Source organism: Azospirillum sp. P4_B5, assembly GCF_056402275.1.
Genome location: NZ_JBFUHT010000012.1, coordinates 120,265 through 143,014, shown reverse-complemented (window position 1 = coordinate 143,014; position 22,750 = coordinate 120,265). Strand labels below are relative to the sequence as shown.

At 68.4% G+C, this 22,750-nt stretch carries 24 protein-coding genes; 15 read left to right on the top strand and 9 right to left on the bottom strand.

What is annotated here, in order from left to right; all coding sequences use genetic code 11:
- Positions 1 to 17: 17 nt before the first annotated feature.
- Together AC1DVI_RS12170 and AC1DVI_RS12165 are read left to right on the top strand one after the other, a co-directional pair.
- Positions 18 to 797 carry an enoyl-CoA hydratase-related protein gene (locus AC1DVI_RS12170; RefSeq protein ID WP_476958182.1) on the top strand — a complete coding sequence of 260 codons (780 nt, stop codon included), beginning with the start codon at positions 18 to 20 and terminating at the stop codon, positions 795 to 797.
- 109 nt (positions 798 to 906) lie between these two features.
- Complete coding sequence (locus AC1DVI_RS12165; protein ID WP_476958181.1) at positions 907 to 2,346, top strand: DHA2 family efflux MFS transporter permease subunit; 1,440 nt, start codon at positions 907 to 909, stop codon at positions 2,344 to 2,346.
- 27 nt (positions 2,347 to 2,373) lie between these two features.
- Here the strand turns inward: AC1DVI_RS12165 and AC1DVI_RS12160 are convergent, their stop codons facing one another.
- Complete coding sequence (locus AC1DVI_RS12160) at positions 2,374 to 2,619, bottom strand: hypothetical protein (RefSeq protein WP_476958180.1); 246 nt, start codon at positions 2,617 to 2,619, stop codon at positions 2,374 to 2,376.
- A gap of 423 nt (positions 2,620 to 3,042) precedes the next feature.
- On the opposite strand from AC1DVI_RS12160, the gene AC1DVI_RS12155 reads away from it, so the two are divergent.
- Positions 3,043 to 3,933, top strand: coding sequence for a LysR family transcriptional regulator (locus AC1DVI_RS12155; protein WP_149164341.1), 891 nt, complete (start codon positions 3,043 to 3,045; stop codon positions 3,931 to 3,933).
- A gap of 461 nt (positions 3,934 to 4,394) precedes the next feature.
- Here the strand turns inward: AC1DVI_RS12155 and AC1DVI_RS12150 are convergent, their stop codons facing one another.
- The 4 genes from AC1DVI_RS12150 to AC1DVI_RS12135 form a co-directional block, all read right to left on the bottom strand.
- A complete protein-coding gene (locus tag AC1DVI_RS12150; protein ID WP_476958179.1) occupies positions 4,395 to 4,721 on the bottom strand; it encodes a hypothetical protein in 327 nt (108 codons plus the stop codon).
- A 165-nt stretch (positions 4,722 to 4,886) separates the two neighbouring features.
- The gene (locus AC1DVI_RS12145) at positions 4,887 to 5,402 is read right to left on the bottom strand and encodes an outer membrane lipoprotein (protein WP_476958178.1); all 516 of its coding nucleotides are present in this window, start codon (positions 5,400 to 5,402) and stop codon (positions 4,887 to 4,889) included.
- 202 nt (positions 5,403 to 5,604) lie between these two features.
- Positions 5,605 to 6,009: a hypothetical protein gene (locus AC1DVI_RS12140; protein ID WP_476958177.1), complete on the bottom strand. Its 405-nt coding sequence runs from the start codon at positions 6,007 to 6,009 to the stop codon at positions 5,605 to 5,607.
- 137 nt (positions 6,010 to 6,146) lie between these two features.
- Complete coding sequence (locus AC1DVI_RS12135; RefSeq protein WP_476958176.1) at positions 6,147 to 6,986, bottom strand: universal stress protein; 840 nt, start codon at positions 6,984 to 6,986, stop codon at positions 6,147 to 6,149.
- Between the two features lie 458 nt (positions 6,987 to 7,444).
- Between AC1DVI_RS12135 and AC1DVI_RS12130 the strand changes: the two genes are divergently transcribed.
- Complete coding sequence (locus AC1DVI_RS12130; protein ID WP_476958175.1) at positions 7,445 to 9,193, top strand: putative bifunctional diguanylate cyclase/phosphodiesterase; 1,749 nt, start codon at positions 7,445 to 7,447, stop codon at positions 9,191 to 9,193.
- A 16-nt stretch (positions 9,194 to 9,209) separates the two neighbouring features.
- Here the strand turns inward: AC1DVI_RS12130 and AC1DVI_RS12125 are convergent, their stop codons facing one another.
- On the bottom strand, positions 9,210 to 9,845 hold the full coding sequence (locus tag AC1DVI_RS12125; protein ID WP_476958174.1) for a glutathione S-transferase family protein: 636 nt from the start codon (positions 9,843 to 9,845) through the stop codon (positions 9,210 to 9,212).
- A gap of 208 nt (positions 9,846 to 10,053) precedes the next feature.
- Here AC1DVI_RS12125 and AC1DVI_RS12120 point away from each other — a divergent pair, with 208 nt between their 5' ends.
- The gene (locus AC1DVI_RS12120; protein ID WP_476958173.1) at positions 10,054 to 11,454 is read left to right on the top strand and encodes an aspartate aminotransferase family protein; all 1,401 of its coding nucleotides are present in this window, start codon (positions 10,054 to 10,056) and stop codon (positions 11,452 to 11,454) included.
- Between the two features lie 73 nt (positions 11,455 to 11,527).
- Here the strand turns inward: AC1DVI_RS12120 and AC1DVI_RS12115 are convergent, their stop codons facing one another.
- Complete coding sequence (locus tag AC1DVI_RS12115; protein WP_476958172.1) at positions 11,528 to 11,929, bottom strand: hypothetical protein; 402 nt, start codon at positions 11,927 to 11,929, stop codon at positions 11,528 to 11,530.
- 456 nt (positions 11,930 to 12,385) lie between these two features.
- Here AC1DVI_RS12115 and hemA point away from each other — a divergent pair, with 456 nt between their 5' ends.
- The 3 genes from hemA to AC1DVI_RS12100 all read left to right on the top strand — a co-directional run bounded on the left by hemA (position 12,386) and on the right by AC1DVI_RS12100 (position 15,205).
- Complete coding sequence (hemA, locus tag AC1DVI_RS12110) at positions 12,386 to 13,600, top strand: 5-aminolevulinate synthase (RefSeq protein ID WP_145625333.1); 1,215 nt, start codon at positions 12,386 to 12,388, stop codon at positions 13,598 to 13,600.
- A gap of 169 nt (positions 13,601 to 13,769) precedes the next feature.
- Positions 13,770 to 14,315: a hypothetical protein gene (locus tag AC1DVI_RS12105; RefSeq protein WP_476958171.1), complete on the top strand. Its 546-nt coding sequence runs from the start codon at positions 13,770 to 13,772 to the stop codon at positions 14,313 to 14,315.
- A gap of 113 nt (positions 14,316 to 14,428) precedes the next feature.
- Positions 14,429 to 15,205 (top strand): Hpt domain-containing protein, encoded by a 777-nt coding sequence (locus tag AC1DVI_RS12100; protein ID WP_476958170.1) that lies wholly within the window; start codon positions 14,429 to 14,431, stop codon positions 15,203 to 15,205.
- 94 nt (positions 15,206 to 15,299) lie between these two features.
- Here AC1DVI_RS12100 and AC1DVI_RS12095 read toward each other — a convergent pair whose 3' ends face one another.
- Complete coding sequence (locus AC1DVI_RS12095; RefSeq protein WP_059399062.1) at positions 15,300 to 16,037, bottom strand: SDR family NAD(P)-dependent oxidoreductase; 738 nt, start codon at positions 16,035 to 16,037, stop codon at positions 15,300 to 15,302.
- A 141-nt stretch (positions 16,038 to 16,178) separates the two neighbouring features.
- Between AC1DVI_RS12095 and AC1DVI_RS12090 the strand changes: the two genes are divergently transcribed.
- Positions 16,179 to 17,366, top strand: a complete 1,188-nt coding sequence (locus tag AC1DVI_RS12090) for a ChaN family lipoprotein (protein WP_476958169.1) — start codon at positions 16,179 to 16,181, stop codon at positions 17,364 to 17,366.
- A gap of 20 nt (positions 17,367 to 17,386) precedes the next feature.
- Here AC1DVI_RS12090 and AC1DVI_RS12085 read toward each other — a convergent pair whose 3' ends face one another.
- Positions 17,387 to 17,983, bottom strand: coding sequence for an NUDIX hydrolase (locus AC1DVI_RS12085; RefSeq protein WP_476958168.1), 597 nt, complete (start codon positions 17,981 to 17,983; stop codon positions 17,387 to 17,389).
- Between the two features lie 163 nt (positions 17,984 to 18,146).
- Here AC1DVI_RS12085 and AC1DVI_RS12080 point away from each other — a divergent pair, with 163 nt between their 5' ends.
- The 6 genes from AC1DVI_RS12080 to truA all read left to right on the top strand — a co-directional run bounded on the left by AC1DVI_RS12080 (position 18,147) and on the right by truA (position 22,697).
- Positions 18,147 to 19,577, top strand: coding sequence for a DNA recombination protein RmuC (locus AC1DVI_RS12080; RefSeq protein WP_476958167.1), 1,431 nt, complete (start codon positions 18,147 to 18,149; stop codon positions 19,575 to 19,577).
- A 199-nt stretch (positions 19,578 to 19,776) separates the two neighbouring features.
- Entirely contained in the window at positions 19,777 to 19,986 is a 210-nt protein-coding gene (locus tag AC1DVI_RS12075) for a cold-shock protein (RefSeq protein WP_014239340.1), read from the top strand.
- 108 nt (positions 19,987 to 20,094) lie between these two features.
- On the top strand, positions 20,095 to 20,325 hold the full coding sequence (locus AC1DVI_RS12070) for a hypothetical protein (protein WP_145674796.1): 231 nt from the start codon (positions 20,095 to 20,097) through the stop codon (positions 20,323 to 20,325).
- A 138-nt stretch (positions 20,326 to 20,463) separates the two neighbouring features.
- A complete protein-coding gene (gene def / locus AC1DVI_RS12065; RefSeq protein ID WP_476958166.1) occupies positions 20,464 to 20,970 on the top strand; it encodes a peptide deformylase in 507 nt (168 codons plus the stop codon).
- Between the two features lie 39 nt (positions 20,971 to 21,009).
- Positions 21,010 to 21,978 carry a methionyl-tRNA formyltransferase gene (gene fmt / locus AC1DVI_RS12060; RefSeq protein WP_476958165.1) on the top strand — a complete coding sequence of 323 codons (969 nt, stop codon included), beginning with the start codon at positions 21,010 to 21,012 and terminating at the stop codon, positions 21,976 to 21,978.
- Positions 21,960 to 22,697, top strand: coding sequence for a tRNA pseudouridine(38-40) synthase TruA (truA, locus tag AC1DVI_RS12055; RefSeq protein ID WP_038526072.1), 738 nt, complete (start codon positions 21,960 to 21,962; stop codon positions 22,695 to 22,697). Before fmt ends, truA begins: the two co-directional genes overlap by 19 nt.
- Positions 22,698 to 22,750 lie beyond the last annotated feature (53 nt).

Below are 22,750 nucleotides of genomic sequence, written 5' to 3'. Positions count from 1 at the left end.
GGGGAGCCCGACACGCCATGGCCGGCACCGTGATCCTGACCCGCGACGGCGTCGTCGCCACCCTGACGCTCAGCAATCCCGACAAGCTGAACGCCTTCGACAAGCCGATGTGGCTCGCGCTGATCCCGCTGCTGCGCCAGCTCGGCGCCGACGACACGGTGCGCGCGGTGGTCCTGCGCGGCGCCGGCGGGCGGGCCTTCAGCCCCGGTGCCGACATCTCTGAATTCGAGACGGAGCGCAACAGCCCCGAACAGGGCGCCGACTACGGCGTGCTGATGGACGAGGGCCTGACCCTGCTGCGCGACCTGCCGCACCCGACGCTGGCGGCCATCCAGGGCGCCTGCTGCGGCATCGGGCTGGCCGTCGCGCTGGCCTGCGACCTGCGGGTCTGCACGGCGGGGAGCCGCTTCGGCGTGCCGGTCAGCCGGCTCGGCATCTCCATGGCGCTGCCCGAGCTGAAGCTGCTCCACGACATCGCGGGCGGCCCGGCGGCGCTGGAAATCCTGCTGGAAGGCCGCGTCTTCGGCGCGGAGGAGGCCAAGGACAAGCGGCTGGTCCACCGCCTCGTGGCCGACGACGCCTTCGAGGAGGAGATCGCAGCGACCTGCGAGCGCATCGCCGGGGGCGCCCCGCTGGCCGCCCGCCTGCACAAGCAGTTCGTCCGCCGCCTGTCCGACCCCGCCCCGCTGTCGGAGGCGGAGATCGCCGAATGCTACCACTGCTTCGGCACGGAGGATTTCCGCGAGGGCTACCGGGCGTTCCTGGAGAAGCGCAAGCCGGTGTTCAAGGGGCGGTGAGCCCCGGCGCATGCCAGGGTTCGCGCCATAGCGGTGGTTTCCGGACGGCGGAAGTCCAGATTGGAAACGTTGTATCCCCCGCCCCATTGCACGTTCCGTCTCATCCGCCATGCCCCGCGCCACCCGCTACATTCCCTTCATCATCGCCTGCGCCCTGTTCATGGAGAATCTGGACGCGACGGTGATCGCCACGGCGTTGCCGGAAATCGCGCGGTCGATGGGCGAGGACCCGCTGCGCCTCAGCCTCGCCATGACCTCCTACATGCTGGCGCTGGCGGTGTTCCTGCCGGTCAGCGGCTGGATGGCCGACCGCTACGGCACGCGAACGGTCTTCGCGGCGGCCATCGCGGTGTTCACCGTCGGCTCGATCCTCTGCGGCCAGTCGGACGGGCTGTACGAGCTGGTGGGCGCGCGCATCGTCCAGGGGCTGGGCGGGGCGATGATGGTGCCGGTGGGGCGGCTGATCCTGCTGAAGACGGTGCCCAAGGAAAAGCTGGTCGCCGCCATGGCCCAGATGACCCTGCCGGCGCTGATCGGCCCGGCGCTGGGGCCGCTGGTCGGCGGCTTCATCGCCACCTACGCCTCCTGGCGCTGGATCTTCTACATCAACGTGCCGATCGGGCTGATCGGGATCGCGCTGGTGCTGACCCTGATCCCCAACGTGCGGGAGACCGAGCGCGACCCCTTCGACAGCCGCGGCTTCGCGCTGAGCGCGCTGGCCCTGGCCGCGCTGATGTTCGGGCTGGAGAATGTCGGCCGCGGGGTGCTGCCGCCCGCCGCGGTCGCCGGGGTGCTCGGGCTGGGCTTCTCCGCCGCGTGGCTCTATCTGCGCCACGCCCGCGGGATGGAGCGGCCGGTGCTCGACCCCTCGCTGCTGCGGCTGCCGACCTACTTCGCCTCGGTCATGGGCGGCACGCTGTTCCGCATCGGCATCGGCGCCGTGCCCTTCCTGATGCCGCTGATGCTCCAGGTCGGCTTCGGGCGCACACCGTTCGAATCCGGGGCGCTGACCTTCGCCGGGGCCGCCGGGGCGCTGACCATGAAGGCGCTGGCCGGTCCCATCCTGCGCCGGCTGGGCTTCCGCCGCGTGTTGACCGCCAACGCGCTGCTCAGCGGCCTGATCCTGGCGAGCTACGCCGCCTTCCGGCCCGAGACGGCGCACTGGGTCATCCTGGGCGCTCTGCTGATGGGCGGCTTCTTCCGCTCGCTGCAGTTCACCGGGCTGAACAGCCTGGCCTACGCCGAGGTGCCCAAGGAGTATCTGAGCCGCGCCAACACGTTGGCCAGCGTGATGCAGCAGGTCTCGCTCAGCCTGGGCGTCGCGGTCGGGGCGACGGTGCTGCACCTGACGCAGAGCGCCACCGGCGGCCCCGGCGCGGCGCTGACGCCCACCGACTTCGTGCCGGCCTTCCTGACGGTCGGCGGGATGGCCTGCGTGTCGGCCCTGTTCTTCCTGCGGCTGTCGCCCGACGCCGGTTCGGAGATCAGCGGCCACCGCGCCCGCGCGCGGACCAAGGAACCGCCGCGCGCCCTTGAGGCGGCCGACTGAGCCACAATCAGATCAGCCGCAACCGGATCAGCGGTCCTCCCAGTCCGGCTCGTCGGCCTTGAGAAGCTCCACGAGCCGGGCGACCCGGCCCGAGGGAGGATGCTGAGTCGCCTCCCCCATGTAGTCGTCGGCGCCGGTCCAGCTGGTGGCCTCCATCAATTCGGCGGGCGTTGCGCCCGTGCCGATGATGCTGGCGATGCGCATGTCGTCCAGGCGCCCGCAGATGTCGATCACCTGATCGCGGGTGAGCGCCGGCTGATGCTGGTCGGGCATTCGGAACCCCTCCTTCCCAAGTCCGCGTCACACCTGATTAGCAACCCGTCTCCCGGTCCGCGCAACGGCGCAAGGGGGGAGGCCCTACCGCAACAAGGGGGATGCGTCTTTTCAGGGTCCGCCGGCCCGAGTCTCCCGGTCCCGCGCCCGTCTTCGGTTGTCCTCCGGGCAAATCCAGAGCGGCGACGTCGTCCCTCGGTTGCGGGAAAGGCAAAAATCCCACAATGCGGGATAAACAAATGTGCGCTCTTCGCAGCACAACGGAAAATTCTTACCAAGCTTGGCTCTTTTTCGTGCGGTGGGCCTTTGGTTGGGGGTGCGTTCGCCGCGCGTTCCCGGTATAAATGAGCATGGCGGCTATGCGCCGTCTTCAAGAATGAACGGGAGGCTCCCCGCCAGGGCGCGGGCAGCAAGACAGGCATGATGGACTGGGACAAGCTTCGGGTCTTCCACGCCGTGGCCGAGGCTGGAAGTTTCACGCACGCCGGCGAGACGCTGAACCTCAGCCAGTCTGCGGTCAGCCGCCAGATCAGCGCGCTGGAGGAAAGCCTGGGCGTGCCGCTGTTTCACCGGCACGCGCGCGGCCTGATCCTGACCGAGCAGGGCGAGCTTCTGCACCGCACCGCCCGCGACGTCTTCGCCAAGCTGTCGATGACCGAGGCGATGCTGACCGAAAGCCGGGAGCATCCGAAGGGGCCGCTGCGCGTGACCACCACGGTGGCCTTCGGCTCAACCTGGCTGACCCCGCGCGTCAACGAGTTCCTGTCGATCTATCCCGACATCCAGCTCACCCTGCTGATCGACGACAACGAACTGGATCTGGCGATGCGCGAGGCGGACATCGCCATCCGCATGAACACGCCGCGCCAGCCCGACCTGATCCAGCGCCACCTGATGTCGGTGCATTTCCATCTCTACGCCCATCAGGACTATCTGAAGAAGCGCGGCGCCCCGAAGATCCCCGCCGACCTGGACGGGCACGACATCGTCGCCTATCCGCCGGACGTCCGCGCGCCCATCGCCAACGTCAACTGGATCAACGAGGTGGGCGACCCGGCCCCGGGCGTGCGCAAGCCGATCCTGCAGGTCAACAGCATCTACGCCATGTACCGGGCCGTGGAGAGCGGACTGGGCATCGCCGCCCTGCCCGACTTCCTGGTGGACGGCAGCAAGGAGCTGACGCGCGTCCTGCCCGACGTGGACGGCCCGAAGGTCGACGCCTACTTCGTCTATGCCGAGGAACTGCGCCATTCCAAGCGCATCGCGGTGTTCCGCGACTTCCTGGTGAAGAAGGTGGCGGAGTCGGCCTTCTGACCCAGCCCAGCCTTTGGGCAGCCAAGGTGTTTGCCCGTATTTGATGCACAGGCGCTCGGCAATTCATACCGGGCGCCTTTCTTTTTGTACGGATTGTACCGAAAACCATCCCGGATCTTTGCAATCCGGTTGCCGTTTTCCGTACGAGGCCACCTGCTCTTCAGCACCATACGCATCCGCATCCCAGTTTCTCATTTTTCTTCAATGACTTACAAGCTATGCGGTTCTCGCATGGCCGAATCGGATATTTGGGGATGGAATCCTTTGGGCAGAATGGTCAAATCTTGGGCGTTGGATGTTGCGCCGCAGCATCCGGCGTTTCGTCCCGGAAGCCCGCTTCCGGGGTTGGGTCCTCGGACCCAGCGTCTCCCAGACGTGAAGCCTCCCTGTTCAACTCGCCGCTAGCCCAATGGGTTAGCGGCAGTTTTTTTCCGGGAGCCCGGATGGGAGCAGCCGATGCGTCATCGGGCGTCGGGAAGCCGGGCGCCCTCGCGTGCGTAAATTTGGCGCGGCGCGCAATATTCATCGAGTTGCACCACCACGGCACCGGGCTGGCTGTTCAAGCCCACCCACGCATCGTAGCCGATGATATCCCCCGGAATGTTGCGATACAGGCCATAGGCGAGATAGCGGACGTCGGACACCGGTATCCGCACCCCGGCGAGGGATGAGGCCACGGCCCCGTTGCAGCGGTTCGGGCTCAGCCGATCCAGGGCGCTCACCGCACCGGGTTCGGGAGTGGCCTGCGGTGGCGGGCTCAGCCCGGCACAGGCCGCCAAAAGAACCATCGACAGGACGGCTCCACCCCGCTGGATCGCTCGCAGGCACCCTGCCTTCCCGACTGTTCCGCCCGCCATAGGACCACCCTCCCGCACGCCGTTCCTTCGTTCCCTCGGGGGTCAACAGGCAGGAGGATGTCATGTGCCGAGGCCTCAGCCTACGGCCGGTCCACCTCAGTCCACCACTTTGATGCCCTTCGGGCGACTCGTTTCGGTCGGCAGATGGTCGGCCGACAGGACACGCTGGTAAGTGCCGTTCGCCTGCACCATCACGCGCTGGCCGGGACCGAACACCGGCTCATTGGCCGCCTGTTCCTGCACGATGGTGATCGTGCGGCCTGTGGCCAGGGTCACCACATACTCGACCCCCGTGCGGTCCGAGATCGCCTGCTCCGCCACGGCGCCGGCCACGGCACCCACCAGGGCTCCGCCCAGGATCGCCGCCACGTTGCCCGAGCCCCTGCCAACGTTGGACATCGCCAGCCCGCCGGCGGCACCACCGACCAGCCCGCCGGCTCCCGTGTTCTGGCCCCGGATGTCCACCGGACGGGTCGCCATCACGGTGCCGAACTCGACCGAGGTCGCGTGACCAACATCCCGGTAGCTGTAACGGTTCTGGCTTTGGCTTGCACAAGCGCCGAGCGACAGGGCCGCCACGCCCAGCATCGCCGCGGCCAGGCCACGCTTCATAGAGAGCCGGAAATCCGCTTCTTGTTTGGAGAACATCGCACCCTCACGCTCGCGCGGCGCGGCGCCCAGAACCGGGCGCCACCGAGACGAGCATGGCCGGGCAAAGAGTCGATGTCCATGCGAGAATGCGCCGTTGCGGCGCCGTTCCCGTGACACCCATTCTCTTTCAAACAGACCGCCTTCAAACAGACGGCCTGGACCGTCACCAGCCCCGGCCCGACGACCACCCCCCGTAGAACTGCAACCTCGGCCCCGGATAGGGCCGCGGCCCCCAGTCGTTGCGCCAGGCACGGCGGTGGTGATGGCGGGGCGGCGGGCCCCAGTAGGGGGGCGGGGCGACCACGATGGGCGGCGGCGGGCGATAGCCGGGCACGACGATCACCCGGCTTCCCGGCGGCGGCACGATCACCGAAGGACCGCCATACGGAGGACCGCCGTACCAGGAGCCACGCTCGCGCGGGCCATGCGCGTCCGCCGCCGCGGGAAGAACGGCCAAAGCCAGAGCCCCGGCGATGCCCAGCACCGCCAAGCGGACCGCCGGACGAAAAACCGCAGCCATGCCCGGAGGACGCATACGGTGGAGGAACGTGGGGATCAGCGCGCTCATGCCGGCCTTCCTTCGCAGGTCCGGCGGCGTCCATCGACCGAAGTCCATTGACCGAAGTCCATTGACCGAAGTCCGGCGCCGCCTCACTGGGATGAACAGGCGGTCCCGCCGGACTATTCCCGGATGACCGAATGGCCTCAATGGCTCATCAGGACCGGAACCGTCATGTGCTCCAGCATGTAGCGGGTCATGCCGCCCAGCACCTGTTCGCGCAGCCGCGAGCGGCCATAGGCGCCCATGACCAGAAGATCGCAGGATTCGTCGGCGACCGTGTTCAGCAGCGTGTCGCCCGGATCGATCTGGTCGGTCACGATGTGGGTGGCCTCCACCCGGCAGCCGTGGCGCGACAGGTGCTTGGCGATGTCCGCACCCGGCTCGTCGCCGATGCCGGCGGGACCGGCCTTGGGATTGACGGCCATCACCACCACGCGCTTGGCGGCGGTCAGGATGGGCATGGCGTCGGCCACCGCGCGGGCCGCCTCGCGGCTGCCGTTCCAGGCGACCAGCACACGCTCCCCGATGTGGGGGAAAGAGCCGGCGTAGGGCACGACCAGCAGCGGACGGCCGCATTCGAACACCAGATCCTGCGGCAGCACGATCGGGCGATCACGGTCGCGGTGCGGATCGGCCTGTCCGATCACCACCACGTCGGCGTAGCGCCCGTGCAGCGCCGCGCTGTCCGTCGGGTGGCCGTAGAGGACCCGCCATTCCGAGCGGTCGGTCAGGCCGTTGCGGCGCACCGCGTCGACGAAGAGAGCCTCCGCCCTAGCGGTCTGGTTCTCGGTGTAGCCGCGCTGCATGGCGCGCACCTCGTCCGGCAGTTCGGCCTCGACATAGCCCGGCAGGGTCAGCGGAACGATGGGGTAGAGGCCGGTGATGTGGCTGTCGGTGCGCGCGGCCAGTTGGGCGGCGGCATCGATTCGCGCCGCAGCGGCGGCGGTGTCGTCGACGACCACCAGCAGATCCTTGAGTGCCATGGCGATTCTCCCTCGCTCGCGCGGGTGGGCGATCGTTGTGCACCACCTCTTCTCGCGCATTGGTCGAAATTATAGCTCGGCATGGCCGTCTCTGACGATGGTCAGAATGGGGAACGCTGACATGCCGCATCTGCGCGCCCGACCGGTCCGGTCACCGGCCTAGGATTCGACCATTCGCGGCCTCGCACAGCGCCGGCAACCTGCCGTGGTCCGGCACGGATCGGCACGCGGACCCCGGCCCCAGGCGCCACCGATGCCACAAAATCAATCGCAGCCAATCAAAACATCAACCGTGATTTGCATGAATACCCGAGTATGAAGGTCGGCTCTGTCGTCGGGCAACTATAGTGGGGCGATGCTTTCCACCGTCTTCGGCGGCTTTGGTTTTGACGGGCGGCCATTCTTTCGCGTAAGTGTTGATCGTGGTTTCCCCAACGGTGTCTCGACCATTCCCGCCCATGAAGCCGGACCCTCACCTCGCCTCCCTTGCCGCAGCCCTGTCCGGCACCGCTTCCGGGGCTCCGGCGCTCGACACCCTGCGGCAGCTTCTCGACGTCATGCCGGCGATGGTCGGCCTGCTCGACACGCAGCGGCGGCACCTCTACGCCAACCAGGCGTATCTGGATTATATGGGCCGCAAGCTGGACACCCTCATCGGGACCACGGTGGGCGACATCCTCGGGCCGGAAACCCAGCGCAACAACAGCGCCGCGGTTGAACGCGCGCTGGACGGCGAGACGGTGCAGGTGGAGGGCTGGCTTCCCCGGTCCGGCGGCGGCAACGACTACGTGACGCGGGTGCACGCGCCCTACCGCGGCCCGGACGGCTCCATCGCCGGTTATTTCGTCATCATGCAGAACATGACGGAGCGGCGGCGCACGCAGGACGACCTCTTCCGGCTGGCCTATTACGACCCGGTGACCGGGCTGGCCAACCGGCTCCTGCTGGTCAAGCACATGGCCGATTTCCACGGCATGGGGGAACCCTTCACGCTGGTCATCGTGGATTTCGACCGCTTCGTCGACGTGCGCACCAGCCTGGGCCAGGGCTTCGCCAACGAGATCCTGACCGACGTCGCCACGCGGCTGAGCGTGCGGGCCGGTTCGGTGGACCTGATCGCCCGCATCAGCGACCACGCCTTCGCGCTGCTGATCGGCGGTACGCAGGACCCGCTGGAGGTGGAGGAGCGGCTGTCCACCATCGCGTCGCTGGTCCGCTCCGCCAAGACGGCGTCGGGCGCCTCGGTCTTCCTGTCGGCCAGCATCGGCGTCGCCGCCTCCTGCGACACCCACAGCCGGCCGGAGGACGTGCTGCGCGACGCGGAGATCGCCACCGGCCGCGCCCGCGAGCAGGGCGGCGGGCGCCACGCCTGGTTCGACCCGGCCATGCACGCCCGCGTCGTCGAGCAGGTGCGGCTGGAGCATGACCTGCGCCGCGCGCTGGAGCGCGGTGAGGAACTGTGGGTCGCCTACCAGCCGATCGTCGAGATGGTCACCGGCGGCCTGGCCGGGTTCGAGGCGCTGGTGCGCTGGAACCATCCGGAGCGCGGCAACATCCCACCCGGCATCTTCATCCCCATCGCCGAGAGCACCGGCCTGATCGTCACGCTGGGCGCCTGGGTGCTGCGCGAGGCGTGCCGGCAGATCGCCGAATGGCAGGACCAGCGCCTGCCCGGCTCCGCCAACCTGTTCATGAGCATCAACCTGTCGACCCGCCAGTTGAACGACCCCGACATGGTCTCGCTGGTGCGCCAAGTGCTGCGCGAGACCGGAGCCGAGCCGTCCTGGATCAAGCTGGAGATCACCGAAAGCGCGGTCATGGAAAAGGCCGAGCAGTCGATCCGCCTGCTGCAGACCCTGCGCGGGCTGGGCATCAAGATGTCCATCGACGATTTCGGCACCGGCTATTCGTCGCTGTCCTACCTGCACAAGCTGCCCATCGACAGCCTGAAGGTGGACCGCTCCTTCGTCATGGCCATGCATCAGTCGGAGGAGAACCGCGCCATCGTCCGCATCATCATGGATCTGGCGCGGCTTCTCGGCTTCGACGTCATCGCCGAGGGCATCGAGACGAGCGCCGACGCCAACCTGCTGCGCGCGCTCGCCTGCGACTATGGCCAGGGCTACCATTTCGCCCGCCCGATGCCCGCCGCCGACGCCGACCGGCTGGTCGGGGCGGAGCATCTTCCCTGGCAGGTGCCGCGCTGAGCGGCACCCCCTCCACTCAATAATATGGGGCGCCGAGCCCTTCCGCCTCGAACGCCGCCTTGACCGCGGGGCGTTCCAGCACGCGGGCGAGGTAGGGACCAAGGTTGGGCAGGCTGCGCGCCGGGGTGCCCATGAAGCGGGTCCAGCGGGCCAGCGTGAACAGGTAGGGATCGACGGCGCTGTAGCGGTCGCCCAGGAACCACACCTTGCCCGCCAATTCGCGGTCCAGGAGCGTGAAGCGCTCCAACAGCCGCGCCTCCGCCATCGCCTTGACCGAGGACTGCGCCTCCGCCCCTTCGGCGTGACGCTCCGGGTAGAAATAGACCAGCATGTCGGCCTGGACGGTGTTGGTCAGGAAGACCAGCCACTGGTAGAAATGCGCGCGCTCCGCCGTGCCGAGCGCCGGAGCCAGTCCGGAGGCCGGGTGCGAGTCGGCGAGGTGCAGACAGATCGCCGCCGCCTCGAACAGCACGAGATCGCCGTCCACCAGCGTCGGCACACGCCCGTTGGGGTTCAGACGCAGATAGTCCGGCGCCTTGTGCGCAGCGGTGGCCCGGTCCAGCAGGACCAGCTCGAAGGGCAGCCCGATCTCGCGCAGCAGGATGTGCGGCGCCATCGACGCGCTGCTCGGCATTCCATACAAGGTGATCATCGTTCCCCTTCTCTTCCGAAACTCCGGAGCTTGTGCAGCGAACCTGGGCGCCATGCAGGACGGGAATGCCCGTTCCACCCCCTGATTCTCCGGCTTTGTCAGGAGGGCCAACCATGCCTATGATCGTGGACGCCGTTTAACATTTTCAACAGCGGCGGACGGGCACCGGCAACGACCGACTCCGGCAGCGAATACAGGGATAGCAAACATGACCGAACAAGGCACCGTGGCGATCGGAAATTCCGGGGCCGGAAACTCCGCAGCCAGCCGCGACAAGGCGTATTTCCTCCACCCCTACACGAACCTGCACGCGCACGAGACCCAGGGTCCGCTGATCATCGAGCGCGGCGAGGGCGTGCGCGTCTTCGACGACAGTGGCAAGGAATACATCGAGGGTCTGGCCAGCCTGTGGTGCGTGTCGCTGGGCTGGGGCGAGGAGCGCCTCGTCGAGGCCGCCACCCGCCAGATGCGCAAGCTGCCGACCTACCATGTCTTCGGCCACAAGAGCCACGAGCCGGGCATTGATCTGGCCGAGCGGCTGATCAAGCTGGCTCCGGTGCCGATGTCCAAGGTGTTCTTCGCCAACTCCGGGTCGGAGGCGAACGACACCGCCGTCAAGCTGGTCTGGTACTACAACAACGCGCTGGGCCGCCCGGAGAAGAAGAAGATCCTGTCGCGCGTGAAGGCCTATCACGGCGTCACCGTGGCGACGGCCAGCCTGACCGGCCTGGTGAACAACCACCGCGACTTCGACCTGCCGATCGCCCGCATCCACCATGCCGACTGCCCGCACCACTACCGCTTCGCCGAGCCGGGCGAGAGCGAGGAGGCCTTCGCGACCCGTCTGGCGGAAAGCCTGGAGGCGCTGATCCTGGCCGAGGGGCCGGAGACCATCGCCGCCATGTTCGCCGAGCCGGTGATGGGCGCCGGCGGCGTCATCGTCCCGCCCGCGACCTACTTCGCGAAGATCCAGCCGATCCTGAAGAAGTACGACATCCTCCTGGTCGCCGACGAGGTGATCTGCGGCTTCGGGCGCACCGGGAATTTCTGGGGCAGCCAGACCATGGGCATGCAGCCGGACATCGTGACCTGCGCCAAGCAGTTGTCCTCCGGCTATCTGCCGATCTCCGCGGTGATGGTGTCGGACGCAGTCTACCGGGCCTGCGTCGAGGAGAGCAAGACGATCGGCACCTTCGGCCACGGCTACACCTACTCCGCCCACCCGGTGGCGGCGGCGGTCGCCGTGGAGACGCTGAAGATCTACGAGGAGCGGGACATGGTCGGCCATGTCCGCGCCGTCGCGCCGCTGTTCCAGCGACGGCTGAAGGCCCTGGCCGACCATCCGCTGGTCGGCGAGGCGCGCGGCATCGGGCTGATCGGCGCCCTCGAACTGGTCGCCGACAAGGAGTCCAAGGCCCCGTTCGATCCGGTGGGCCGGGCCGGCGCCGTCGTGAACGGGCTGAGCCAGGAGAACGGCCTGATCATCCGCGCCATGGGCGACAGCGTGGCGGTCTGCCCGCCGCTGGTCATCGGCGAGGAGGACATCAACCTGATGTTCGATCGCCTGACCACGGCGCTGGACGCCGCGATCCCCGTCCTGCGCGGGTAACGCCGGACTCCGCGACGACGAAGGGCCGCCCCGCCATCCGGCGCGGGCGGCCCTTTTCAGTCGAAGGCAGGCGTCAGGAACGGGCGGTGTTGATGACGTGCGACGAAACCGGGACGCCCGCCGCCGCCGCGTCGCGGATCAGCGCATCGGCGGTCGGCCAGACCATGCGCCCGTCCAACTGCACCAGCGTGCCCTCGCGCATGGCCACGTAGCCGCCCACACTCGCCATGTAGATCAGCCGCGCCAGACGCTCCGGCTGCGGCGCGGGCTCCGCCGGATGGGCCACCCCATCGGCGTAGGCCGGAGACGGCACGGCGGGGCGCCGCGGCAGGAGCGGCGCTGGGGAATCCGCCGTGAAGGAGGCTGGGCGGAAGGGGATGACCTTGCTGCCGCCCGGACCGATGGCACCATGGCTCAATTCCGGGCCGGACATTTGCCGGCCCCGCGCGCTGTCGAACGTCAGAACGGCACTCATCGCACAACACTCCCCATCAACGGCTTGACTGAACCCTCTCACTTACTCCCCGTTTTCGTCCATACGACCTTGCTCGTAAAGGAATACAACAAAGGTATTCGGCATAATCGGACAGGAGACGCCTCCGCCTTTGCTATCCGCTATACCTCGCTGATATTCACGATCACTTTCGATCATCAATGGAATGCCAGGACGAAAGGGTGTTTCCCGCCCTCGGAAACGGCGCGACGGGAGCCGGACATGAATCGCCCGGCGCGGACGATCATCCATAGGTCGAATGGCCCCGCGGCGGCGGATCGGCGAGAATTGCCTCCCTGCATGGCGGACCTATTGACATCGGTCAATGCCGGGTGGCAACGCGGCGACGATCATGCCATCTTCCTAACGTGCTAGGCCCGGCGGCTGAACCGCCCGGACGGCACCCGCCCCTTCGGATGAACGCGAACGGAACGCGCGATGGATTACGAGAGCTTTTTCCGCACCCAGATCGCCAGCCTGAAGCAGGATGGCCGCTACCGGGTGTTCGCCAACCTCGAACGGCACGCGGGGAACTTTCCGAAAGCCACCTTCCGCGACGCCGCCGGGAAGGAGCGGGAGGTCACCGTCTGGTGCTCCAACGACTATCTGGGCATGGGCCAGAACCCGGTCGTCCTGAAGGCGATGCACGACGCCATCGACGGCGTGGGTGCGGGCGCCGGCGGCACGCGCAACATCTCCGGCACCAACATCTACCACGTGCTGCTGGAGCGCGAGCTGGCCGACCTTCACCGGAAGGAGGCGGCGCTGCTGTTCACCTCGGGCTACGTGTCCAACGACGCGACGCTGGGGACGCTGGGCAAGCTGCTGCCGAACTGCGTGATCCTGTCGGACGCGCTGAACCACAATTCGATGATCACCGGCATCCGCAACAGCGGCGCCGAGAAGCACATCTTCCGCCACAACGACCCCAAGCATCTGGACGAGCTGCTCTCGCAGATCGCCCCGGACCGCCCGAAGGTCGTGGCCTTCGAGAGCGTCTATTCCATGGACGGCGACGTCGCCCCGATCCACGACCTGTGCGACGTCGCCGACAAGCACGGCGCCATGACCTATCTGGACGAGGTGCACGCGGTCGGCATGTACGGCCCGCGCGGCGGCGGCGTGGCGGAGCGCGACGGCGCCATGGACCGGCTGACCATCATCGAGGGCACGCTGGGCAAGGCGTTCGGCGTCCAAGGCGGCTACATCACCGGCTCCACAGCGCTGGTCGACTGCATCCGCAGCTTCGCCGCCGGCTTCATCTTCTCCACGTCCCTGTCGCCGGTCCTCGCCGCCGGGGCGCTGGCCAGCATCCGCTACCTGAAAACCAGCCAGACGGAGCGCGACCGGCACCAGGAGCGCGCGGCGACCCTGAAGCGCCTAATGGCCGAGGCCGGCCTGCCGGTCATGCCGTCGGCCAGCCACATCGTCCCGGTGATGGTCGGCGACGCCCACCGCTGCAAGCGCGCCTCGGACGAGCTGATGGAGCGGCACGACATCTACGTCCAGCCGATCAACTACCCGACCGTGCCGCGCGGCGGCGAGCGCCTGCGCTTCACCCCCACCCCGCTGCACAGCGACGCCGAGATGGCGCGCCTCGTCGACGCCCTGCTCGACGTGTGGAGCCGCCTGGACCTGCGTCTGGCGGCGTAAGCCCCACGGCATCCCTCCTCCAGGGAGGAGGGGATTCGGTGATCTCCCGGCGATGATGGCATCGGCGCTCTGGACTTGTGGGCCGGAGCGCCTTACCTTTAGACGTATCTGAGAACGTTTCGCAACGTTCGGTCCGTAAACGTCGACAGCCACCGCCCAGGGGTTCGCCATGTACCGTGACAACTCGCTGATGCCGAAGGAGGCCGTGCGCCTCGCCGTCCTGGGCACGCTGATCCAGAACGGGCCGCAGCGTTACGCCGAACTGGCCGGCGCGCTCCGCCATTTCCTCGACCGCATCGTCGGCCCGTCGCTCGACCTCATGGGCACCTCGCTGGAGATGCTGCGCTACGAGGGGCTGATCGAGGCGCTGGACGGCACCGGCATGGAGGACAACGCCCTGCTCGGCGCCACCGGGGCCGGACGGTCGGAGTTCGACACGCTGATGCGCGCCAACGTGCGCGCACCCTCTGCGGATGGTGTGAACAAGCTGGTCATCGCGCTGAAGCTGCGCTTCCTGCATCTTCTGGACGTCGAGTCGCAGCGCGACCAGATCGACCACCTCGCCTCCCTGTGCGAGACGGAGCTGGCCCGGCTGGGCGACCTGAAGCGGGCGAGTGCGGGAACCGACGGCCATTTCGCCGAATGGCTGGAGCACGACATCGCCCAGGCCGAAGAGCGGCTGAACTGGTTCAACAATCTCCTGTCCCGGTTGTGATCGGCGCGGCGTTTTAGCCGCCTTTCATGCCAACATTTGTTCCGCGTTAGGGTTCTGGTGTAACTTTCGGGGCCATACTGCCTAACCCGAAAGCATAGTCAGGACCCCCTCCCATGGCTTCCAACCTGTCGCCCGACGATCTTGAAGACCGCCTGCGCGTCGAATTCATGGACGACGCCCGCGACCGGCTGGAAGTGATGAACGCCGCCCTGGAAGGCTTGTCCAAGGGCACGCGGGAGGAAAGCGCGGTCATCGGCGTGCTCCGGCTGGAAGCCCACAACTTCAAGGGCATGGGCACCAGCTTCGGCTACCCCACCGTCAGCCTCGTCGCGCACCGCCTGGAGGATTACCTGTCCGGCCTGAAACGGTTGGAGCAGCGCGAGTTGAACGACGCCCAGACCTTCGTGGACCGGATCGCCGAGCTGGTGGACCGCGCCGAGCAGCCGCAGGTTGCGGAAACGAACCGGATCATCCGTGCCCTGCCGGTGCGCTACCAGTTCGAGATCACCGACATCCAGATCAGCAACGTCGAGATCATGCTGGTCACCCCGTCCAAGGTCGTCGCCAAGAAGGTGGGCGGGGAACTGGCGGCCTGCGGCTTCCGCACCGTGACGGTCAGCGACCCCATCGAGTCGATCAGCCTCGCCGTGCGCGTCCCGCCGGACATGCTGATCGCGTCGATGGTGATGGACGGCCTGTCCGGCCTGGACCTGATCCGCGGCCTGCGGGCGATGAGCGTCACCCACACCGTGCCGATGGCGCTGCTGACATCGATGAGCCTGGACAACCCGGCCCTGAAGGAAATCCCGCATGGCGTCTCGGTCATCCGCGTCGGCGAGCATTTCGGGGACGACTTCGCGGCGGTGGTGGCGAAGCACAACCTCGGCTGAAGCGCGGGAACGCTGCAGCGGGCAACAACGGCTTCACAGATTGCACGGAGTTACTTAGAGAAATCCGTGCAATCCGTGGGGTCAGCCACCCGCATCAATACAGGTGCTGCCCGCCGGTGATGAACATCTCCGTTCCGGTGACGTAGCCCGAGTCGGGACCGCACAGGTAGAAGACCACCGCCGCCACATCCTCCGGCGTGCCCATGCGCTTCAGCGGGATGCGCGGGATCAGCACGTCGTACTCCGGCCCGGTCATCGCGGTTTCGATCTCGCCCGGCGCCACGGCGTTGACGCGCACGCCGATCTCGGCGAATTCGACGGCCATCTCGCGGGTCAGGCCGGACAGCGCCGCCTTTGAGGTCGAATAGGCCGACCCCGCGAAGGGGTGCACCGAATGGCCGGCGATCGAAGTCACGTTGACGATCGCCCCCTTCGCCCGCGACAGCGGTGCCGCAAAGCCGCGGGCCAGCACCAGCGGGGCGAAGAAGTTCAGCTCGAACACCCGGTGCCAGCCTTCGATGGCCCCGTTCAGGCAGCCGAGACGCTCCTTGATCGGCGTCTTGGGCGAGATGCCGGCGTTGTTGATCAACGCGTGCAGCGGCCCGCCGTCCAGCGCCCGGTTGGCTTCCTCCAGGAAACGGGCGCGGCTGTCCGGATCGGACAGGTCCGTCGGAATGTGATGGGTCCAGTTCGGATCGCGCCGGCAATGGTCCGGCACCTCCTCGCGGGAACAGGAAATGACCCGCCAGCCCTCGGCGCTGAAGCGCTGCACGGTGGCGTGGCCGATGCCCCGGCTCGCGCCGGTCAGAATGACGGTTTTACGGTGCGGCATGATGTCCACGATACCCCGCTTCGCCGCAGCGCGCCAGCGCGGCCGTTGCCGGTCAGACCATGCACCGTTGACGGGCGCACCCCACCGCCCAACCTTCAGCCTGAGGCCAACCGTTTCACAGAGTCCTGGAGGACCGCCGACGTGCTCCCCCGTTTGATGGCCGTCCTTCTGCTCTCCGGCGGCCTCTTGGCCGGCCTGGGCGCCACGGCCCCGGCGCAGGCCGCCGCCCAAGCCACCCAGACCAACAATGCCTGCGTGCCGCCCGGCGGCTGGTCCGACGCCGCCGCCCGCCCGCTGAACGCCGCCGACCTGCTGCGCCGCGCCGCGGCCTCGCCCGCCGTTCTGCTGGGGGAGCGGCACGACAACGCCGACCACCACCGCTGGCAATTGCACAGTCTGGCGGCGCTGCACGCGCTGAATCCCGATCTGGCAGTCGGCATGGAGATGTTCCCGCGCAGCGTCCAGCCGGTCCTCGACCGCTGGAGCGCCGGGCAACTGACCGAGGCGGAGTTGCTGCGCGACACCAACTGGCCGAAGGTCTGGGGCTACGACGCCCGCTTCTACCTGCCGATCCTGCATTTCGCCCGCATGAACCGGCTGCCGGTGGTCGCGCTGAACGTCGACCGCGGGCTGGTCAGCCGCACCGCGCGCGAGGGCTGGGCCGCCGTTCCCGCCAACGAACGGGAAGGCGTGGGCGATCCAGCCCCTCCCCCGGCATCCTACACCGAGCGGCTGCGCCAGGTGATGGCCGCCCACGGCCCGACCGAGCGCCGCTCCGGCAGCTTCGAGCGATTCGTCGAGGCGCAATCGGTCTGGGACCGCGCCATGGCGGAGCGGATCGCCGACACCCACCGCCGGACCAGCCGCACCGTCGTCGCCATCCTGGGCCAAGGCCACATCGAAGGCCGCGACGGCGTCCCCCACCAGCTTGCCGACCTTGGCGTCCGGAACAGCGTCGTCCTGCTGCCCTGGGACGAGGACCGCCCCTGCGCCGAGCTGGACGGGCGGATCGCCGACGCGGTCTACGGACTGGGCGAGAGCGAGGCGCCGGCCGAGACGCCCCGCCCCCGGCTGGGCGTGATGCTGGAGCCAGGAACCGAGGGGGTGCGCGTGCGCTCCGTCACCGAAGGCAGCGTCGCCGCCGCCGCCGGCCTGACGGCGGGCGACCTCGTGGTCGCTGCGGCGGGGTCGCCGGTGCGCGAGACCTCCGACCTGACGGCGGTGGTGCAGCGCCAAGCCCCCGGCACATGGCTGCCGCTGACCGTGAAGCGCGAGCAGGGCACGACGGAGCTGGTGGCGAAGTTCCCCGCCTCGCCCACCGTGGAATAACGGGGTGGAGTGAGGCCCGGCTAGAGCATCCGCTCCCACTGCGCCAACACGTCCGGCGTGGGGTTCATCGCCGGCGCGAAGTCCTGGCGGCCAAGCCGCGAGCGGTGCTCCCGCAAGGCCCACTGGACGGTCGGGAAGGCCAGATCGTCCCAGGGGATCTCCTCCCAACGGAACAGCCCGACCTCCTGGCTCTCCGGCCCGGCGGACACGTCCGGCGACAGCAGGCGGGCGCGGAAGATCATCTGCACCTGGCTGATGCGCGGGATGTCGTAGACGGCCAGCAGTGAATCGATGGCGATCTTGGCCCGCGCCTCCTCCCACGCCTCGCGGGCGGCGCCCTCCATGGTGCTCTCCCGCTCCTCCATGAAGCCGGCGGGCAGCGTCCAATAACCCCTGCGCGGCTCGATGGCGCGACGGCACAGCAGGATGCGGTCCTCCCACGTCGCCACCGACCCGACGACGATCAGCGGGTTCTGGTAGGCGATGTAGCCGCAGTCCGGACAGGTCAGCCGCTCGCGATCCTCGCCGGGCGGGATGGTGCGGAGCCGGGGCCCCTTGAGGGGGCCATGTGGGGAGCCGGAGGGAAGGCCGGAGGGGGCGGGCGGATCGTCGGGCATCCGTCGGATATGGCGCAGACGGGGACGGCGGGCAAGTCTGCATCGCAGACAGGCCGGAGCTGTGGTTTGGATTCATCTTTGTTCATTGCCCGTTCTCTTTCCTGATTCGTTCCTGTAGTCTCCCCTGTGGTCTGGGGATTTGCAGCATTCTTCGGGGAATTTCATGCAGTTCGCGTTCGACGCACAGTCGGTGGCTCTCGGTGGCCTTGCCGGCGCCCTTCTCGGGGCGATCCTCGCCGGCATGATCGTGCGCCTCTACGCCGCACGCGCCGAGGCGGAGGCCGCCGCCATCCACGCCGAGCTGGTCACCCGGCTCGACGTCGCCGAGCGAATCGAGGGCGACCTGCGGGAGGAGGTGGAGGCCCGCGACCACCAGATCACCCGGCTGACCGGCGAGTTGTCCGCCGCCCGCGAACGGCAGGCGGAGCTGTCCACCACGCTGGCCCGCGAGCGCGCCTCGGCGGCTGAAAAGCTCGCCCTCCTGGAGCGCGCGCAGGCCACCCTGTCCGACAGCTTCAAGGCCCTGTCGGCGGAGGCCCTGCGCTCCAACAACCAGAGCTTCCTCGATCTCGCCAAGGAGACGCTGACGACCTTCCAGGAGCAGGCACGCGGCGACCTGGAGAAGCGGCAGACCGCCATCGCCGACATCGTCGCCCCGGTCCGGCAGTCGCTGGAACGCATGGACGGCCAGATCCAGGAGATGGAGCGCAGCCGCGCCGGCGCCTATGAGGGGCTGAAGCAGCAGGTGCTGTCGCTGGTGGAGACCCAGGCCCAGCTCCGCACGGAGACCGGCAACCTCGTCCGCGCCCTGCGCAGCCCGGTGGCCCGCGGGCGCTGGGGCGAGATCCAGCTCCGCCGGGTCTGCGAGATGGCCGGCATGCTCGACCATTGCGACTTCGTGGAGCAGATGAGCGTGGAGGCCGCCGGCGGACGGCTGCGCCCCGACCTCGTGGTCAAGCTGCCCGGCGGCAAGACCATCGTGGTGGACGCCAAGACGCCGCTGGAGGGCTATCTCGACGGGGTCCAGGCCGCCGACGACGGCGCCCGCCGCGACGGGTTGTCGCGCCACGCCCGCCATGTGCGGGAGCATATGAAGCAGCTCGGCACCAAGGCCTATTGGGACCAGTTCGCGGATTCCCCGGAATTCGTCGTGCTGTTCCTGCCCGGCGAGAATTTCTTCTCCGCGGCGCTGGAGCACGATCCGGCGCTGATCGAGGCGGGCATCGACCACCGCGTGATCCTCGCCACCCCGACGACGCTGATCGCGCTGCTGCGCGCCGTCGCCTACGGCTGGCGGCAGGAGCGGCTGACCGACAGCGCCCGCGAGATCAGCGCCTTGGGCGCCGAACTCTACAAGCGCCTGCACGACCTGGGCGGCCACATGGAGCGGTTGGGCGGGCAGCTCGAAAAGGCCGTGGGCAGCTACAACGGGGCGGTCGGCAGCCTGGAGTCCCGCGTCCTGGTCACCGCCCGCCGTTTCCGGGACCTGCACGCCACCCCGGACAGCGCCGAGGAGATCCCCCTGCTGGAACCGCTGGAACACGCCCCGCGCCCGATCCAGGCGCCGGAGCTTCGGGCGGCGGCCAGAGTGTGAGGTCCGCAGCAACCCAGATTTGCCCTGTTCTGTTTCGCCTTGCAAAGAGCGGAGGCGGTCCCAATTTCCCTCCTGTCATTGTGCTTCGGACTGCCGGCCTGCTACGCCTTCGGGTGCCCAGATCGTCGCTATGCCTGGACACAGTCTGATGCGCCGCACCGGCCGATGCGGCGCCTTTCATACTAATCGGAGAGCAATCATGCCCGTCGGTACCGTCAAGTGGTTCAACAGCACCAAGGGTTATGGCTTCATTCAGCCGGACAACGGTGGTGCGGACGTTTTCGTCCACATCTCCGCGGTTGAGCGCGCGGGTCTGCGCAGCCTGAACGAGGGCCAGAAGGTGTCCTACGAGGAGCAGCGCGATCCGAAGCGCGGCAAGACCTCGGCGGAGAACCTGAAGGCCGTCTGAGCCACGTCTCACGGCACGGCATCGGAGGGGGCACCGGGAAACCGGTGCCCTTTTCCGTTGCGCGCTTTTCCTCTACAAGCACCCCCCTGACGTTCGGAGTTTCCCCCCATGGCCAAGACCAAGAAGAAGCAGCCGGTGGACAGCGCCTACGTGCTGTTCGACGTTCTGTACGAAGACGGCGCCCGCACCTCCAACCGCAAGGTTCCCGGCACGCTGGTCGGCGGCCTGGACGGCGACGAGCCGGCCCGCGGCTTCATCGAGGAGCAGGACCGCAAAATCGCCGAAATGTCCGGCAATCCCCGCGGCCCCATCAAGTCGATCACCCGCTCGCCCCTCTGAGGCGCGGCCGTCATGACCGGATCGGCGGGTCGCGAGGTCAAGGAAGGCGGGTTGTGCCTTGCGCCTTCCTTGACCTCGTGGCCCGCCCCTCATATTTTGACGGATTGTCGCACCTCCACGCACCGTTGCTGAGTTCCCATGGCCGTTCTCGATATCCTCGTCGCCCCGCACCCCGTCCTGAAGCAGAAGGCGAAGCCCGTCGACAAGGTCGACGCCCGCATCGCCAAGCTGATGGACGACATGGTCGAGACCATGTACGCCGCGAAGGGCATCGGCCTCGCCGCGCCGCAGATCGGCATCCTGGAGCGCGTGATTGTCGTGGACGTGCACGAGAAGGACGAGAAGCCGAACCCCATCCGCCTCGCCAACCCGGAAATCGTCTGGAAATCGGACGAGACGTCGGTGTGCGAGGAGGGATGCCTGTCGGTGCCCGACCAGTACGCCGAGGTCACCCGCCCCTCCTCGGTCCGCGTCCGCTATCTGGACGAGACCAACGAGACGCGCGAGATCGAAGCCGACGGCATGCTGGCGACCTGCATCCAGCACGAGATCGACCATCTGAACGGCGTGCTGTTCGTCGACTACCTGTCGATGCTGAAGCGCAACATGATCCTGCGCAAAGTCCAGAAGATGCAGCGCGCCTAACCTTCTGACGCCTAACCTTCTGACGTTGGACGACTCCTCATGACGCCGCTCCGCCTCGTTTTCATGGGCACGCCGGATTTCGCCGTGCCCAGCCTGCGCGCCCTGGCCGATGCCGGGCACGAGGTGGTCTGCGTCTACAGCCAGCCGCCCCGCCCCGCTGGGCGCGGGCAGCAGGTCCAGAAATCTCCGGTCCACCGCTTCGCCGAGGAGCGCGGCATCCCCGTGCGCACGCCCAAGTCGCTGCGCAACGCCGAAGCCCAGGCCGAGTTCGCCGATCTGAAGGCCGACGCCGCGGTGGTCGCCGCCTATGGGCTGATCCTTCCGCAGCCGATCCTCGACGCGCCGCGGCTGGGCTGCCTGAACGTGCACGGCTCCCTGCTGCCGCGCTGGCGCGGGGCCGCCCCGATCCAGCGCGCGATCCTGGCCGGCGACGCCGAGACCGGCATCACCATCATGCAGATGGACATCGGGCTCGACACCGGCGCCATGCTGCTGAAGGACGCGGTGCCGATCACCGCCGAGACCACCGCCAGCAGCCTGCATGACGCGCTCGCCGACATGGGCGCGCGGCTGATCGTCGAGGCGCTCGACGGCCTCGCCGCGGGCCGTCTGACCGCCGAGCCACAGCCCGAGGAGGGCGTGACCTACGCCGCCAAGCTGACGCGCGAGGATGGCCGGCTCGACTGGACGCGCGACGCCGCCTTCGTCGAGCGGCAGGTCCGCGCCTTCACGCCCTGGCCCGGCTGCTGGTTCGACGCCCCGACGCCGACCGGCGGGGTGGAGCGCATCAAGGTGCTGAAGGCCGAACCGGCCCCCGAAGCCCGGAATTCGGCGCCCGGCACGCTGCTCGACGACCGCCTGACCGTCGCCTGCGCCGACGGCGCCGTGCGCCTCACCCTGGTGCAGCGGCCCGGCAAGGCCCCGGTGGACGGCGCCGCCCTGCTGCGCGGCTTCGCCCTGCCCGTCGGCACCCGTCTCGGCGACGCCGCATGCAGCGCTGGAAACTGACCCTCGAATATGACGGCCGGCCCTTCGTCGGCTGGCAGCGGCAGGACAACGGCCCCTCCGTCCAGCAGACGCTGGAGGAGGCGATCGAGCGCCTGTCCGGCGAGACCGTGCGCGTCCACACCTCCGGACGGACGGACGCCGGGGTGCACGCGCTGGGGCAGGTCTGCCATTTCGACCTGGAAAAGCCCTTCACCGGGCTGAAGCTGCGCGACGCGCTGAACTTCCACCTGAGGCCCGCCCCGGTGGCCGTCCTGCTGGCCGAGGCGGTGCCGGAGGACTTCCACGCCCGCATGACCTGCCTGGGGCGCAGCTACGTCTTCCGCATCGTCAACCGCCGCGCCCCGCTCGCCCTTGAGACGGGCCGCGCCTGGCACGTCATGCGCCCGCTGGACGCCGAGGCGATGCACGCGGCAGCACAGGTCCTGGTCGGCCAGCACGACTTCACCAGCTTCCGCGCCGCGCTCTGCCAGGCCAACTCCCCGGTCAAGACGCTGGAGCGGCTGGCGGTGGAGCGGGTCGGCGACGAGGTCCGGGTGCACGCCGCCGCCCGCTCCTTCCTGCACCATCAGGTGCGCAACATGGTGGGCACGCTGGAGCTGGTCGGGGCCGGCAAATGGAGCGCCGACGACCTGCGCCGCGCGCTGGAGGCCCGCAACCGCTCCGCCGCCGGGCCGACCGCCCCGCCGGACGGTCTGTATTTCGTCGGCGCCCGCTACTGACACTCCCAAGGCGGCGTCTGGCGCTCGTCGCCAATTGCCGATAGACTCTCCGG

What these genes read in the sequence shown, in the direction of transcription:
- truA (WP_038526072.1), top strand. Translation starts at nt 21,960, where the DNA reads ATGCAGCGCTGGAAACTGACCCTCGAATATGACGGCCGGCCCTTCGTC.
- AC1DVI_RS12160 (WP_476958180.1), bottom strand. Translation starts at nt 2,619, where the DNA reads ATGCCCGACCAGCATCAGCCGGCGCTCACCCGCGATCAGGTGATCGAC.
- AC1DVI_RS12165 (WP_476958181.1), top strand. Translation starts at nt 907, where the DNA reads ATGCCCCGCGCCACCCGCTACATTCCCTTCATCATCGCCTGCGCCCTG.
- AC1DVI_RS12145 (WP_476958178.1), bottom strand. Translation starts at nt 5,402, where the DNA reads ATGAAGCGTGGCCTGGCCGCGGCGATGCTGGGCGTGGCGGCCCTGTCG.
- AC1DVI_RS12170 (WP_476958182.1), top strand. Translation starts at nt 18, where the DNA reads ATGGCCGGCACCGTGATCCTGACCCGCGACGGCGTCGTCGCCACCCTG.
- def (WP_476958166.1), top strand. Translation starts at nt 20,464, where the DNA reads ATGGCCGTTCTCGATATCCTCGTCGCCCCGCACCCCGTCCTGAAGCAG.
- AC1DVI_RS12080 (WP_476958167.1), top strand. Translation starts at nt 18,147, where the DNA reads ATGCAGTTCGCGTTCGACGCACAGTCGGTGGCTCTCGGTGGCCTTGCC.
- AC1DVI_RS12085 (WP_476958168.1), bottom strand. Translation starts at nt 17,983, where the DNA reads ATGCCCGACGATCCGCCCGCCCCCTCCGGCCTTCCCTCCGGCTCCCCA.
- AC1DVI_RS12075 (WP_014239340.1), top strand. Translation starts at nt 19,777, where the DNA reads ATGCCCGTCGGTACCGTCAAGTGGTTCAACAGCACCAAGGGTTATGGC.
- fmt (WP_476958165.1), top strand. Translation starts at nt 21,010, where the DNA reads ATGACGCCGCTCCGCCTCGTTTTCATGGGCACGCCGGATTTCGCCGTG.
- hemA (WP_145625333.1), top strand. Translation starts at nt 12,386, where the DNA reads ATGGATTACGAGAGCTTTTTCCGCACCCAGATCGCCAGCCTGAAGCAG.
- AC1DVI_RS12070 (WP_145674796.1), top strand. Translation starts at nt 20,095, where the DNA reads ATGGCCAAGACCAAGAAGAAGCAGCCGGTGGACAGCGCCTACGTGCTG.
- AC1DVI_RS12105 (WP_476958171.1), top strand. Translation starts at nt 13,770, where the DNA reads ATGTACCGTGACAACTCGCTGATGCCGAAGGAGGCCGTGCGCCTCGCC.
- AC1DVI_RS12100 (WP_476958170.1), top strand. Translation starts at nt 14,429, where the DNA reads ATGGCTTCCAACCTGTCGCCCGACGATCTTGAAGACCGCCTGCGCGTC.
- AC1DVI_RS12150 (WP_476958179.1), bottom strand. Translation starts at nt 4,721, where the DNA reads ATGGTTCTTTTGGCGGCCTGTGCCGGGCTGAGCCCGCCACCGCAGGCC.
- AC1DVI_RS12155 (WP_149164341.1), top strand. Translation starts at nt 3,043, where the DNA reads ATGGACTGGGACAAGCTTCGGGTCTTCCACGCCGTGGCCGAGGCTGGA.
- AC1DVI_RS12125 (WP_476958174.1), bottom strand. Translation starts at nt 9,845, where the DNA reads ATGATCACCTTGTATGGAATGCCGAGCAGCGCGTCGATGGCGCCGCAC.
- AC1DVI_RS12130 (WP_476958175.1), top strand. Translation starts at nt 7,445, where the DNA reads ATGAAGCCGGACCCTCACCTCGCCTCCCTTGCCGCAGCCCTGTCCGGC.
- AC1DVI_RS12115 (WP_476958172.1), bottom strand. Translation starts at nt 11,929, where the DNA reads ATGAGTGCCGTTCTGACGTTCGACAGCGCGCGGGGCCGGCAAATGTCC.
- AC1DVI_RS12140 (WP_476958177.1), bottom strand. Translation starts at nt 6,009, where the DNA reads ATGAGCGCGCTGATCCCCACGTTCCTCCACCGTATGCGTCCTCCGGGC.
- AC1DVI_RS12120 (WP_476958173.1), top strand. Translation starts at nt 10,054, where the DNA reads ATGACCGAACAAGGCACCGTGGCGATCGGAAATTCCGGGGCCGGAAAC.
- AC1DVI_RS12095 (WP_059399062.1), bottom strand. Translation starts at nt 16,037, where the DNA reads ATGCCGCACCGTAAAACCGTCATTCTGACCGGCGCGAGCCGGGGCATC.
- AC1DVI_RS12135 (WP_476958176.1), bottom strand. Translation starts at nt 6,986, where the DNA reads ATGGCACTCAAGGATCTGCTGGTGGTCGTCGACGACACCGCCGCCGCT.